Genomic DNA, 13,740 nt, shown 5'->3' with positions numbered 1-13,740 from the left:
CGTACCGTGTTAATCTATTGTTAACCGTTGCGGCAGCTGCCGTTCACGGTTGGGAACCCCAGATAAATGTCCTTACAGCCTCCCGCAAGGCTGTCTGGATGCGCTTTTTTTCCGCCATCGCCAACTCGCATCGAGGCTACCCTAGATGAACCACCCGCTCCGGATGTCCAAGCTCACCCTTGGCCTCATGGCCGTGCTCGCCGCCGCCCCCGCCTTTGCCCAGAGCACCTCTGCCGGTGTCGGCGGTCAGGTTGTCTCCTCGGCCGGCGCGCCCGTTGCAGGCGCAGAAGTCACCATCACCCACACCGAGTCCGGCACCGTTTCGCGTGCGACGACCGATGCGGCTGGTCGCTACAACGCACGCGGTCTGCGCGTGGGTGGTCCGTACACGATCTCGATCACCAAGCCCGGTGAAGGCACCAAGACTGAAGATGGCGTCTATCTGGGCGTGAACCAGACCGGCACCATCAACGCCACGCTGGCCGGCGACCTCGCCGCCACCAACCTGGACGCCGTCCAGGTCATGGCCGTGGGCGGTGGCTCGGAAGTCTTCAGCACCACCAAGATGGGCTCGGGCACCAACATCAGCCAAGAGCAGATCGAGATGGCGCCGTCCATCGGCGGCAACATCCAGGATCTGATGCGTCTGGATCCGCGCGTGACCTTCATCGATCGCGCCTCCGGCTCGATCTCGGCCGGTGGCCAGAATCCGCGCTACAACTCGATCAGCATCGACGGCGTGTCCGCCAGCGATACGTTCGGCCTGGAAGGCAACAACATGCCGACCCGTCGCCAGCCGGTCGCCATGGAAGCCATCGAAGCACTGGACATCAACCTGTCCAACTACGACGTCAGCATCGCTGCCGCCGCCGGTGCCACCGTCAACGCGGTGACCAAGTCCGGTACCAATGAATTCCACGGTTCGGTCTACGGCACCTACCGTGACGGTGACTGGTTCGGCGACAACCCGGAAGGCCAGCCGTTCAACGGCTTCACCAAAGAAGAAACCTACGGCGTGACCGTGGGCGGTCCGATCATCCAGGACAAGCTGTTCTTCTTCGCCAACTACGAGAAGTTCAAGCAGGCTGCCCCGGGCGCCGATCTGTCGACCACCCCGTTGGGCAAGGCCAATGGCCAGTTCAGCCTGGCGGACGTGACCCGCGCCCAGCAGATCGCGCAGGGCTACGGCATCGACGCCGGTGGCCTGGAAAGCAACGGCGACACCTCGATGGAAGAGTATGCGCTGAAGCTGGACTGGAACATCAGCGACAACCAGCGTGCCAGCGTCCGCTACAGCAAGATCGACCAGAGCAAGCTGCGCATCAACGGCATGACCACCAGTGCTGCCTCGCTCAGCTCGTACTGGTACCAGCACGACAAGACCAACGAGAGCTACGTCGCCCAGCTGTTCAGCGACTGGTCCGACAACTTCTCCACCGAACTGAAGGCTTCGTACCGCGAGTACTCGGCCATCCGTAACGTGAGCACCAATGCCCCGAGCGTGCGCATCTTCTTTGGTGGCAACGTGGGCGCGCCGTCCGGCGACTCGCTGTACCTGGGTACCGAAGCCAACTCGCAGAACAACGTCCTGCAGACCAAGGCGTGGAACTACTACGGCGCCGGCACCTTGACCCTGGGTGACCACGACGTCAAGTTCGGTGCGTCGTACGATACCAACGATATCTACAACTTCTTCGGCGCCAACTCGTTTGGCACCTACACCTTCTACGGTTTGGATAATTTCGCCGCCGGCCGCTGGAGCAGCTACAACTACGCCCCGGAGCGTACGCCGGGCTCGATCCCCGCCGATTACAAGTACAGCAACCTGGCCCTGTTCGTGCAGGACACCTGGTATGTGAACAACAACCTGACCCTGACGCTGGGCCTGCGTGCCGACCGTCCGGACACCACCCCGACGCCGGCTTACAACGCACCTGCCTCGAACGTCTTCGGCTATAACAACAGCAAGGTGTTCGACAGCAAGTTCCTGATCCAGCCGCGCTTCGGCTTCAACTACACCTTCGACACCGAGCGCCCGACCCAGCTGCGCGGTGGCGTGGGCCTGTTCCAGGGTGACTCGCCGCAGGTGTGGCTGAGCAACAGCTACTCGGCGACTGGTTTCAACACCAACGTCTACAGCCTGAACAGCGCCGCGTACAACGATGCGCTGAAGTTCAACGCGAACAAGGACACCCAGCCGGTCCCGACCGCGCCGGGCTCGGCGATCCAGAACGTCAACTTCGTCGGCAACGACTTCAAGATGCCGTCGATCTACAAGGCCAATCTGGCCCTGGATCATGAAACCCCGTGGTACGGCATCGTGGCTTCGGCCGAGCTGCTGGTCACCAAGGTCAAGGATGGCCTGTACTACCAGAACCTCAACCTGGGCCCGATCCAGTACCAGGGTCCGGATGGTCGCGATATCTTCTACAGCGCCTCGAAGGTCGGCGCCTGGACCGACAACGACAGCCGTGTCTCGCGCAACCGGGCTTACAACAACGTCTACCTGATCGACAACACCGACAAGGGCCGCACCTCGCAGTTCACCGCGTCGCTGTCCAAGCCGTGGAGCGATGCCAGCGACTGGTCCTGGAACATCGGCTACACCTACACCGATGCGACCGAAGTCGGTTCGCTGACCAGCTCCACCGCCAGCTCGGGTTGGGGTTACCAGTACGCCTTCGATGCCAATACCCCGGTCGAGAACACCTCGCGCTACCAGATCCGCGACCGCCTGTCGGGCTCGCTGAACTGGAAGCACAAGTTCTTCGGTGACTACGAAACCAAGGTTGGTCTGGTGTACGAAGGCCGCAGCGGCCGCCCGTACAGCTACGTGTTCGTCAACGACGCCAACGGCGACAACCGCAGCGCCAACGACCTGTTCTACGTGCCGAAGGGCCCGGGCGATGTGCTGTTTGGCACGCTCTCCAGCACCGGCGCGTTCGCTGCCGATGCGGCCATGGAGAAGAGCTTCTTCGATTGGCTGGCTGCCAACCCGGAACTGGCCAAGTACGCCGGCAGCTCGCCGGGTGCCAATGAGTTCCGCACTGGCTGGATCAACACCTTCGACATCCGTGTCAGCCAGCAGCTGCCGGGCTTCATGAAGGGGCACAAGTCTGAAATCTGGCTGGACGTGCAGAACGTTGGCAATCTGCTGAACAAGGATTGGGGCAACATCTACGACTACGGCTTCTTCGCCGACGCTCGTGTGGCCACCCTGCAGGGCATGTACCAGGGCAAGTACGTGTACAACTACCGCAGCGCCGATGCGCCGACGGTTGCCAACGCGGATGCCGACGGCTTCGACGTCGGTGTCTCGCAGTGGTCGCTGCAGTTGGGCTTCCGTTACCAGTTCTAAGCGGTAGCGTGTACCTGCTGTAACGGAGAACGGCCGGGGCAACCCGGCCGTTTTCTTTTGTCGGCGGCAGGGCTTGTGGAGCCCTCCGCGCAGGCGTAGCATCGACCCACGTATGCGGTGAAAGCCGCTGCCGCGACCTCCGGGGACGCTGGCGACGCCTATCCAACGGTCGGGTTTCCCGGCCGTTTTGCTTTTTAAGGGGGCAGCGCTAAAGTCGGAAACCTTGAGGAAGCGAAACGTTGGACATGACCACAAAGAGTGAAACGCCGGCACGTACGCTGCCGGTGCAGGACGCGCGGATCTACCCGCGCGGTGGGCTGGATGTGCTGTCGCGCGCCGAAGTGGCGCGCCTGCGCGATGCCTCCATCGGTGGCATGCATGAGCTGTTGCGCCGTTGCGCGCTGGCCGTGCTGACCAGTGGCAGCGCCTCGGACGATCCGCGCGCGGCGCGTGATCTGTACCCGGATTTCGATATCCAGGTGGCGCAGCAGGACCGCGGCGTGCGCATCGACCTGGCCAATGCGCCGGCGATGGCCTTCGTCGATGGCGAGATCATCCGCGGCGTCGCCGAGCTGCTGTTCGCCGTGGTGCGGGACCTGGCGTACATGGCCATCGAGATGGGCCCGGCCTACGCGGCCGAGCTGGAATCATCCGATGGCATCACCAACGCCGTATTCGGGCTGCTGCGCAATGCGCGCATCCTCAATCCGGGCGACCCGAACCTGGTGGTCTGCTGGGGCGGCCATTCGATCGGGCGTGACGAGTACCTGTATACCAAGCAGGTCGGCTATGAGCTGGGCCTGCGTGGCCTGGACATCTGCACCGGCTGCGGCCCGGGCGCGATGAAGGGCCCGATGAAGGGCGCCACCATCGCCCACGCCAAGCAGCGCCGTAGCGTGACGCGCTACATCGGCCTGACCGAGCCGGGCATCATCGCCGCCGAGTCGCCGAATCCGATCGTCAACCATCTGGTGATCATGCCGGATATCGAAAAGCGGCTGGAAGCGTTCGTCCGCATCGGCCACGGCATCATCGTGTTCGCCGGCGGCGTCGGCACGGCCGAAGAGATCCTGTACCTGCTGGGCATCCTGCTGCGTGAGGAAAACAAGGATCTGCCGTTCCCGCTCATCCTGACCGGCCCGGCGATGGCCGCGCCGTATTTCGAGCAGATCGATCGCTTCATCCGCCTGACCCTGGGCGATGCGGCGGCGGAGCGCTACGAGATCATCATCGGCGATCCATCGGCGGTGGCACGGCGCATGTCGGCTGGCATCAAGCAGGTGCGTGAGCACCGCCTGGCGCAGAAGGATTCGTTCTTCTTCAACTGGTCCATCGAGATCCCGTGGGACTACCAGCAGCCGTTCGTGCCCACGCATGAGGCGATGGCCGGCCTGGACCTGCACCACGGCCGGGCGCCGCATGCCCTGGCGGCCGACCTACGGCGCGCGTTCTCCGGCATCGTCGCCGGCAACGTGAAAGAAGACGGCATGCGCCGCATCGAGGAGTTCGGCCCGTTCCAGATCCATGGCGACGCCGACATGATGCAGGCCCTGGACGCGCTGCTGCGCGCGTTCGTCGACCAGCGCCGGATGAAGATCTCCGGTGAGTACAAGCCCTGCTACCAGGTCGTGACCTGAGGGCAGGGTAGGGGGCGGATCCCGTCCGTGATGCGGATGGGTTCCGGCCCCGCGGAGGTTGCCGCTGCGCTCGCCGAGCGTGGCTCGGCGCGACCAGGGGCCCGTGGTGCCGATCTTTTGACGCCCATCGCCCGGAATGACCGTTCGTCCTGCCGCCGCTTGCGCGCGGCAGGCACGGGGCCCATCGTGCAGCCATCACGCTGGGGAGCGTTCCATGTCTTTACGCCGCATCAAGGGCTTCACGCTGCTGGAATTGATGGTCACGATCTCAGTGATGGCGATCATGGCCGCGATTGCTTTCCCGAGCTTTCAATCGACCCTCCGTTCCAACCGCATGGCGACTACGGCCAACGAGCTGATTGCTTCGATGGCGCTGGCCCGCTCCGAGGCGGTTAAGAACACCCGCGGTGCCGGAATCTGCGCGTCCACTGCAGGCGCGTCGTGCAATGGCACGAGCTGGGCCGGTGGCTGGATGGTCTGGGGCGATACCAACCGCAATGGCAGCTTCGATGCCGGCGAGCCGATCCTTCGTTTCTCGGAGGGCCGCCCCACGCTGACGGGCGTGAGTGATCAGGACCTTTCGTTCTCCTTCGATGGCCGCGGCCGCAGCCGTGCCAATGCAGCGAAAGACATCACGCTGAGGCCGCAGGAGTGCGCTGGCCAGCCGGTCCAGCGGCGCCTCACCATCTCGGCTACAGGCCAAGTTCGGCTTCACAAGGAGGCATGCGCATGAGCCCTCGGAATTGCAGTGGCGGACGACGCCAGGCGGGCGGCTTCAGCCTGATCGAGGTCATGATCGCCATCCTGATCCTGGGCTTCGGTCTGCTCGGCTTCGCGCTTCTGCAGACGATGAATGTGCGTTACGTCCAAAGCGCGAACTACCGGACCCAGGCAACCAATCTCAGTTACGAACTGCTCGATCAGATCCGGATCAACCGGGTGGCTGCCGACACGTTCGTCGGCAGTTACACCGCCACCACGACCAACTGCAATCCTCCCACGGGCAAGGACATCAGCAAGGACAGCTTCATGAGTGACTGGAAGTGTCGTCTCGGTAAGGCGCTGGGTGAAAACGCGACAGCGACGGTGGCCAGCAACAACGGGGTCGTAACGGTGAACGTGACATGGGGTGACGAGCGCTGGAATGAAAGTGCCGCCGATACGACATTTACGGCGAGGACCCGTCTGTGAGCCCTTCATGTACCCGTTCGTCGCCTTCCCGCATGGCGGGCGTGTCGTTGGTCGAGCTGATGATCGCCATGGTCATTGGCCTGGTCGTGATGCTTGCCGTGATCCAGGTATTCGCCGCGTCGCGCTCGGCCTACCAGTTGTCCGAAGGCCTGGCCCGCGTGCAGGAGAACAGCCGGTTTGCGATGGATTCCCTTCAGCGCGAGCTGCGCATGGCCGGTCACTTCGGCTGCGTCAACGACCAGGCACACGGCCTGCAGACACCCGCATCACTGAACTCCACCCTGGCTACCACGCACCCGGCGCTGGACTTCAGCAGGTCCATCCAGGGCTATGAAGCCACCGACACCGGTCCTGGCAAAACCCTGACCCTGCCCGCAACGCCCGCGACCGGAGGCACGGCATACAGCCCCGCGTTGCCTACGCAGTACGCGGCGGCATTGACCAACCGGGTCAATGGCAGCGACATCGTCGCCTTGCGCTACCTGATGCCTGAAGGCGTGCCGGTCAGTCTGATCGCGGGTACGCCGGCCAAACCCATCTTCAATTTCGAGGCGTCACGACTCGCGGTGCTGCAGAGCGGCGTCTCCGAGCCCGGTCTTTTCGGGGTGGCTGACTGTCTATCTGCCACCGTCTTCCAGGCCAGTGCCGTCGATAACGGTGGCAGCGTGACGTTCGACACCGCGCCGAACAACACCTCCGTTTTCAGCAGTCTGTACACCACCGGTCAGGCCAGCCTGTATCGCGCGGAGAGCGTTGTTTTCTACGTCGGCTACGATGCCACGTCGAAGCAGTCACAGCTCTACCGGGTGCGCTTCACCGCAAAGCCGGGCGGTGGACTGGCGGCCCAGGCGCCTGAAGCCTTGGTCGAAGGTGTTGAGAACATGCAGTTGCTATACGGACAGGATCGTCAGCTCGACGCAACAGCGCCGACGGGCTTCATTGATCGTCAAGGGACCGCGCTGGACGTCGAAGCGTCACTGACCGACAAGGCTCAGGCGTGGCGACGCGTCGGAGCCGTGCAGCTGGGTCTGCTGGTGTCCAGTCCGGACCCGGCGGCTGCGAAACGGACCACGGGCGACGCCGCTGCTCTGACCTCGCTGGGTGTGACGTACACCGCGCCGAATGATGGACGGATGCGTTCGGTCTACCAGACAACCATCGCCTTGCGTAACCGCCTGTACGGCAACTGAGGTTTCCATGCCCGCTTCCCCGTATCGCTTTGGTCCGCCACCCCGTCAACAGCGCGGTGCCGTGCTGTATGTCGCGCTCATCATGTTGATCCTGTTGGCGCTGATCGGTATTGCCGGCATGCAGGTAACGGGCATGCAGGAACGTATGTCGGCCAACTACCTGCGCACCAATCAGGCGTTCCAGAACGCGGAGGCCGACGCACGCGGGATGGAACAGAACATCGAGACGAAGGTCGCCGGTGGCGAAGTCTTCGTCGCTACGCAGGAAGAGTGCAGCCCAAGCTACGACCCGCTGACCTGGTCAAACGGCGTCACCGCCACCACGTCCAGTTATACCCGTCGGATCGACAAATGCTTTGCGGCCTCCAGTCGCCGCGTGGGTACGCGACAGAGCGAAGAGACCGGCAACATCTATCAGGTCACGGCCCTGGCCAGTGACGACCCGACCAATGCCGCGGCCAGCGCCGTCATCGACACGATCTTCATCCCATGAACAGTGACCGTCGCTTCCCCGGTTTTTCTCCCTCCCGCATTGCCCGCATCGGGCTGGGGCTGGCCTTGCTTGCGGGTATTGCCGCGCTGGTGGTGCCGCTGCGCGCGGCTGTCGGTGACTACGACGTCGCCCAGGAACCGCTGTACAGCAAGCAGACGCAGCCGCCGCTGATGATGATGGTGATGTCGCGCGACGAGCAGCTGTTCAACGCGGCCTACAGCGACTACAGCGATCTCAATGAAGACGGTACGCTGGATACCACGTATCTGGATACCTTCGAGTACGGCGGCTATTTCGATCCGAAGCTCTGCTATGCGCCCAGCGCCACTGGCAACGATGGCGTCTTCAAAGCGACGGGCAACGCGGGTGGCACCAATGGCCATACCTGTTCGGGACGCTGGTCCGGCAACTTCCTGAACTGGATCGCGATGAGCCGCCTGGACGTCATGCGCGGCGTTCTGTACGGCGGCCAGCGGTCAACCGATACGCTGACCAAGACGGTCATCGAGCGGGCACAGATTCCCAATGACCTTCACTCCTGGGTGAAGGTCTACAGCGGATCGGACATCGGCAACTTCGCGCCGCTGACGGGCACGCAATCCTTCTGCAATGCGACGCTGGGTGCCGGCACCGCGACCAATCCCCCGCTGATGCTGGTGGCGGCGGGCAACTGGTCGGAGTGGGCGTCCACGGCGGGCTACCAGTGCGGCGTGGGCCGCTCGGGCGAAGGGTCATCCGACGTTCCGCGCAGCGCGACGACCTATGCTGTTCGCGTGGAAGTATGCGATTCGAGCGCGAATGCGATCCGTGAGAGCAACTGCCGCAAGTACAACGATGGCAATACTGATCGGTACAAGCCGAGCGGCGTGCTGCAGACGTATGGTGAGAGTGGTCGACTGCGCTTCGGCCTGGTCACCGGTACCTACGTCAATCCACGTGATGGCGGAACCCTGCGTCGCAACATCGGCAAGATCGCCGGTAACGCGAGCACGTTCTGCGCAACTGGCGATGAAATCGATCTGTCTACCGGTCAGTTCTGTTACCTCAAGCCCGGTGCGACGGCGGCGGCAGAGGGGGTGATCAACACGATCTCGAGCTTCAAGATCAACCAGTGGAACGGCAGCAGCAACTGGAACGACTGCAATACCTACGGGATCCTGAATCGCCAGGGCCAGAACGGCAACGGCAACTTGGCCGATCCAGGCACTGGCGGCCAGAAGTGCAGTGCCTGGGGTAACCCGTTGGCTGAGATGTACGCCGAGGCGTTGCGTTACGTTACTGCAGGCACGCCGTTGTACGGCGATCTCGGTGATCTGGCTGGATTGCCGACCGGCGTGAAATGGGCCGACCCCTACCGTCAGCCGGCAAACGGCGGCAACTCGTATTGCGCGACCTGTAACATCCTGGTGATGTCTTCGGGCCTGCCGTCGTTCGATAGTGACAATATCGGCTCCGTCGCCAATCTCGCTGCGGCAACGGCGGCGACCGATGCGGTCGGCACGGCAGAAGGAATTGTCGGCAAGTCCTTCATGGCTGGCCGCAACACGGCGACGCCGCGTTACGAGTCGTTGAATACGCATGAGGATATCTGCCAGGGCCGAACGGTCGGCAATCTCAGCAACATGCGCGGCATCTGCCCGGACATCCCCTCGATGGAGGGCAGCTACATGCTGGCCGGGCTGGCGAAGGCGGCGGCCGAGACGGATCTGCGCCCCGGGGTGCAGAACAAGCCAGCGGGCTACAAGGTGACCGCGACCACCTATACGGTGGCCATGGCCGAAAACCTGCCCAAGTTCGAGATCAATGTCGGCGGCGGCAAGATCGGCATTTCCCCTCTGTGCCAAGCCAACAACGGCGGCAATGCGACAGCAGCCTCCAACGGCTGGCGCAGCTGCTTCCTCGGCGCGGTCGGAATCGGCACCAAGGTGTCCACGACCTCGCAGGCGAACGTGTACGGGCGACCCTACAAGGCTGACGGCACCGCGGGCAGCTTCTCGCTGGTGTGGGAGGATTCTCTCTGGGGCAATGACCACGACAACGACGTCGTGGCGATGCTGAGCTACTGCGTTGGCGCCAGCTGCGGTGAGGCAACCGGCCACAACAACATCTGCTGGCGTGCAGACTCGCGTGCAGCAAAAAGCTACAGCGCGGCCAACACCAATACGGCGGTCTGTAACGGAGACAACAACAACGTCGGCAGTACAGTGCGCGGCACGGTTGCGGCGGACGAAGTCATGATCCGCATCGAGAACCTGTCCGCCTATGCCGGCAACGCGATGCTGTCGGGCTACACCATCACCGGCTCCAATTCGCCCAACACGGTGCAGCGTCTCGCGCTGCGCCCGGGCAACCAGAATGACTCGGTGCTGACGTCCAACAATAATTTTCCCAGCACCTGGGACAAGCCAGTAGTCATCAAATACAAGCTGTCTACAGGCGCAGCCGAACAGCTGGAAAGCCCGCTGTGGTATGCGGCCAAGTACGGTGTGCCGGCGGGTGGCAAGAAGTGGGACAGCAAAAAGGCGGGCGTGCCGGACAACTACTTCCTGGCCCGTAATCCGACCAAGTTGAAAGAGGCGCTCGAAGCGATCTTCGATAGTGCTGCTGCGGGTGATGCGCCCGTAGGCGGCAGCGGCAGCGGTGCCCGTATCACCACGGGATCCTTCACGGTCAGCTCCAACTTCAAGGTGCCGGAAGGTTCGAATGATTGGACCGGCGACGTCGTAGGCACCGCGGTCACGTCCGACGGAACCGATGGTGCGGAGCTGTGGCGCGCGTCGAGCCGGATTTCCGGCTCCACCCGGCGCATCTACATGGCCACGGCGCCGACCAGCACGAGCACGGCGGGCGAGGTCAAGGCGGTCGCTGCGGCAGAGTTCACTTCGACCAATGTCCCCGGTGCTGATCGCCCAGCAAAACTCTCGGCGATGGGCTTCAGCAGTTCGATCCCGAGTTGGTTCGGCTCGCGCAGCGTGGACAACCTGGTCTCGTATCTGCGGGGCACGCCAATCAGTGGCCTGCGGACACGGACATCGCCGCTTGGCGACATCGTCAATTCCTCGACCGAGATCGTGTCCAACCGGGACGATTATGGCTACGCTTCCTGGTCACAGAGCACGACCTCATGGAAGCGAACCATGGGGGCTGCCTACGCGACGTACCTCACCACCAAGCGCGGCACGGGTGGCGCACCGACGATGGTGTACGTCGGTGCGAACGACGGCATGTTGCACGGTTTCAATGCGTCTACGGGCAGTGCTGCGGGTAACGAAGAGCTTGCGTTCATCCCATCCGCTTCGCTGCAACACATTGCCGAACTGGCGAACCCGGCCTACGGGCACCGCTATTACGTAGATGGTTCGCTGACATCGGCTGACGTTTACTACGGTAATGCATGGCGCACGGTGCTGGTGGGCAGCACCGGTGGCGGTGGTTCGAGCAAGGCGCCCAATGCGGCGACCATCGGCAATGGGTCGGTATTCGGCCTCAACGTGACCAACCCGACTGGGTTTGATGCGTCCAGTGTGCTGTGGGAAGTCTCCGGCAAGACGGAATCGGACATGGGCTTCGTGCTCGGCAAGCCGGTCGTGGTTCCGGTCACCGCAGCAACATCCGGCGGCCCTCCGCGCTTCGTCGCGCTGTTCGGCAACGGGGTCAATTCCACCAGCGGCAGGGCAGTGCTCTTCGCCGTCGATATTGCGACCGGCAAGGTGCTGAAGCGCTTGACCTCGTCGGAGGCGGCTTACACCGGGCGCAATGGATTGATCAACATCGCCCCAGTGGCGTTGAAGAACAGCGATGGCATCACCGACACCGTCTACGGCGGAGACATGCAGGGAAATCTGTGGAAGTACGATCTCTCCGATGCCAACCCTGAGAACTGGAGCATTGCGTTGAGTGGCAAGCCACTGTTCTCGGCGGTGCGCGACAATGCGAAGCAGCCCATCACCGGCGGTATCGAAGTGAGCAGTGGCCCTGGTGGGGGGGTCAGCCTGTTCTTCGGAACCGGCCAGTACTTTGCTGCGGATGACAATCAGGTCAGTTCGGCATCGCCGGTGCAGTCGCTGTATGGCATCTGGGATGATCTGAAGACGTCGGTGACGGGACGCAGCCAACTGGTGGCACAGACCATTGGCTCGGCAGCGAATAGCAGCGGTTACGCCGTCCGCACTGTCAGCCGTAACGCAGTCAGCTATACGACGAAACGCGGCTGGTATGTCGATCTGATGGTGGGCACGTCCGTGGAGGGCGAGCGCTTCGTGGGTAATCCCAATATCCAGAACGGCATCGTCTTCTTTGCGGCGTATGTGCCCGGTACATCGATCTGCGGTAGCGGCGGCGGTGTCAATTGGCTGTACGGTCTGAACCTGCTGACCGGCGCAGGGTCCATGTCGGGACTGAGCCCGGATCGCAGTGGAGCTCCGGTGTGTACCGGCGACTGTGGCGGCATTGCACTGACCAAGGGGGGCGATCTGAGCAAGGGTCCGCCGGTACGTGACACGAGTATCTTCGTGCCACCGCCACCGGCAGCGCTCACGGGTTGCAAGCCCGGAGATCCGGGCTGCAGCGTGGATGAACGCATCAATCGTGAGAAGTGCACCTTCGTGCTGCGTGCGCCGGGCGCGGATGGTCTTTACATGCCGCGTCCGTGTGGCAGACAGTCATGGCGGCAGATCCGATGAGGGCAGTGACGATGCGAAATGGAAACAGGCGTTCCCTTGGCAGGCACGCCGTGGGCTTCACCCTGATTGAACTGATGATCGTGGTGGCGGTGGTCGCGATCCTGGCGGCAGTTGCTTTTCCGTCCTACAACGACCATGTGCGTAAATCGCGCCGTGCCCAGGCAAAAGCCGATCTGGTGGAACTGGCCCAGCAGTTGGAGCGCCATCACACCGTGCAGAACACGTACGCGGGACTGACGCTGCCGATTACCCAGTCTCCCCGGGATGGGACCTCACGTTACACACTGTCTTACAGCGGCAACCCCAGTGCATCGGCCTTCAAGCTGCAGGCTGTACCGGGCACCGGCCAGGACAAGGATAAGTGCGGCACGCTTACCTTGGACCAGGCGGGGCGGAAAACGCCGAACAACGCCACGGTGGAAGGTTGCTGGTAGGCCTTGTTCAGGGGGTTGCACTGCTCCCGCGATGTTGGCTAGAATGCGCTCCCCGCCCGAATAGCTCAGCCGGTTAGAGCACTTGACTGTTAATCAGGGGGTCGTTGGTTCGAGTCCAACTTCGGGCGCCAGTTTCACGAAAAGCCGCGAGAAATCGCGGCTTTTTGCTATTCTTTTGGCTCCTTCATGCCGCACGGCAGGGGCCATCGTGTATGCACCCGATGGCCGCGCAAGCGCCCGGGGATGCTGACGACAATCTTGCTGGTAGTGCGGTCGCCGACGCAGATGCTCAGTGTCTGGTTGAGCCCGCCGCTTCTTCCGTCCGGCCTGAATCTGAACGCAGGACGCGAGTTGTCGTGATGGACCTGCAGGGCACTGCGCGGACGCTGCTCCACCAGCAGGATCGGCACGCTGGGCCGGCGCCGTGGCGTTTTAGATGATTCGACGACATACAGCAGCCAGCCGTGCGCCCATTGTTCTCCGCAGGTCACCCCGTCGCTGCTGGGGCACACTTCGACATAACGTCGGCGCGTGATCGCGGTGTTTCGTGCGCTGGCCAGCACGGACATCAACTGCATGCGCAGGGCGTCGGCACGTTGGTCGTCCAGCATCTTGATGAATCCGGGTACTGCTAGGAAACAACTGATCGCCAACAGGGCGACAACGATCAGCATTTCCAGCAGCGTGAGTCCGGAGGCAGATCCTGCGGTGCGTCGGGGCCGGGGCATCGGAGGTCTCCGGTTGGGGTGTGGCTG

Annotated in this window: 9 protein-coding genes and 1 tRNA gene; 9 read left to right on the top strand and 1 reads right to left on the bottom strand. The window is 62.9% G+C overall.

Annotation, left to right across the window (positions count from 1 at the left end; genetic code table 11):
• The first annotated feature begins 163 nt into the window (after nucleotides 1-163).
• The 9 genes from ICJ04_RS12055 (at nucleotide 164) to ICJ04_RS12015 (ending at nucleotide 13,116) form a co-directional block, all read left to right on the top strand.
• Nucleotides 164-3,358: a TonB-dependent receptor gene (locus ICJ04_RS12055; protein WP_188327319.1), complete on the top strand. Its 3,195-nt coding sequence runs from the start codon at nucleotides 164-166 to the stop codon at nucleotides 3,356-3,358.
• 245 nt (nucleotides 3,359-3,603) lie between these two features.
• On the top strand, nucleotides 3,604-4,995 hold the full coding sequence (ppnN, locus tag ICJ04_RS12050; protein WP_188324472.1) for a nucleotide 5'-monophosphate nucleosidase PpnN: 1,392 nt from the start codon (nucleotides 3,604-3,606) through the stop codon (nucleotides 4,993-4,995).
• A gap of 214 nt (nucleotides 4,996-5,209) precedes the next feature.
• On the top strand, nucleotides 5,210-5,728 hold the full coding sequence (locus ICJ04_RS12045) for a Tfp pilus assembly protein FimT/FimU (protein ID WP_188324471.1): 519 nt from the start codon (nucleotides 5,210-5,212) through the stop codon (nucleotides 5,726-5,728).
• Nucleotides 5,725-6,186, top strand: a complete 462-nt coding sequence (gene pilV, locus ICJ04_RS12040) for a type IV pilus modification protein PilV (RefSeq protein ID WP_188324470.1) — start codon at nucleotides 5,725-5,727, stop codon at nucleotides 6,184-6,186. The genes ICJ04_RS12045 and pilV overlap by 4 nt, the downstream gene beginning before the upstream one ends.
• 32 nt (nucleotides 6,187-6,218) lie before the next feature.
• Complete coding sequence (locus tag ICJ04_RS12035; RefSeq protein ID WP_188327318.1) at nucleotides 6,219-7,376, top strand: PilW family protein; 1,158 nt, start codon at nucleotides 6,219-6,221, stop codon at nucleotides 7,374-7,376.
• A 7-nt stretch (nucleotides 7,377-7,383) separates the two neighbouring features.
• The gene (locus tag ICJ04_RS12030; RefSeq protein WP_188324469.1) at nucleotides 7,384-7,869 is read left to right on the top strand and encodes a PilX N-terminal domain-containing pilus assembly protein; all 486 of its coding nucleotides are present in this window, start codon (nucleotides 7,384-7,386) and stop codon (nucleotides 7,867-7,869) included.
• On the top strand, nucleotides 7,866-12,551 hold the full coding sequence (locus ICJ04_RS12025) for a PilC/PilY family type IV pilus protein (protein ID WP_223202876.1): 4,686 nt from the start codon (nucleotides 7,866-7,868) through the stop codon (nucleotides 12,549-12,551). Before ICJ04_RS12030 ends, ICJ04_RS12025 begins: the two co-directional genes overlap by 4 nt.
• Nucleotides 12,548-12,985 (top strand): type IV pilin protein, encoded by a 438-nt coding sequence (locus ICJ04_RS12020; RefSeq protein ID WP_275138280.1) that lies wholly within the window; start codon nucleotides 12,548-12,550, stop codon nucleotides 12,983-12,985. The genes ICJ04_RS12025 and ICJ04_RS12020 overlap by 4 nt, the downstream gene beginning before the upstream one ends.
• Before the next feature lie 54 nt (nucleotides 12,986-13,039).
• Nucleotides 13,040-13,116, top strand: a tRNA-Asn gene (locus ICJ04_RS12015).
• Between the two features lie 36 nt (nucleotides 13,117-13,152).
• Here ICJ04_RS12015 and ICJ04_RS12010 read toward each other — a convergent pair.
• A complete protein-coding gene (locus ICJ04_RS12010; RefSeq protein ID WP_188324468.1) occupies nucleotides 13,153-13,713 on the bottom strand; it encodes a GspH/FimT family pseudopilin in 561 nt (186 codons plus the stop codon).
• Nucleotides 13,714-13,740: the final 27 nt, after the last annotated feature.

It is taken from the genome of Stenotrophomonas sp. 169 (genome assembly GCF_014621775.1).
GTDB lineage: Bacteria > Pseudomonadota > Gammaproteobacteria > Xanthomonadales > Xanthomonadaceae > Stenotrophomonas.
The sequence above is the reverse complement of the archived record's forward strand: the minus strand, read 5'-3'. Positions and strand labels throughout refer to the sequence as shown.

Excerpts from the sequence above, each read along its gene's own strand:
- ppnN (WP_188324472.1), top strand. The coding sequence starts at position 3,604 with ATGACCACAAAGAGTGAAACGCCGGCACGTACGCTGCCGGTGCAGGAC.
- ICJ04_RS12025 (WP_223202876.1), top strand. The coding sequence starts at position 7,866 with ATGAACAGTGACCGTCGCTTCCCCGGTTTTTCTCCCTCCCGCATTGCC.
- ICJ04_RS12045 (WP_188324471.1), top strand. The coding sequence starts at position 5,210 with ATGTCTTTACGCCGCATCAAGGGCTTCACGCTGCTGGAATTGATGGTC.
- ICJ04_RS12035 (WP_188327318.1), top strand. The coding sequence starts at position 6,219 with ATGGCGGGCGTGTCGTTGGTCGAGCTGATGATCGCCATGGTCATTGGC.
- ICJ04_RS12030 (WP_188324469.1), top strand. The coding sequence starts at position 7,384 with ATGCCCGCTTCCCCGTATCGCTTTGGTCCGCCACCCCGTCAACAGCGC.
- ICJ04_RS12010 (WP_188324468.1), bottom strand. The coding sequence starts at position 13,713 with ATGCCCCGGCCCCGACGCACCGCAGGATCTGCCTCCGGACTCACGCTG.
- ICJ04_RS12055 (WP_188327319.1), top strand. The coding sequence starts at position 164 with ATGTCCAAGCTCACCCTTGGCCTCATGGCCGTGCTCGCCGCCGCCCCC.
- pilV (WP_188324470.1), top strand. The coding sequence starts at position 5,725 with ATGAGCCCTCGGAATTGCAGTGGCGGACGACGCCAGGCGGGCGGCTTC.
- ICJ04_RS12020 (WP_275138280.1), top strand. The coding sequence starts at position 12,548 with ATGAGGGCAGTGACGATGCGAAATGGAAACAGGCGTTCCCTTGGCAGG.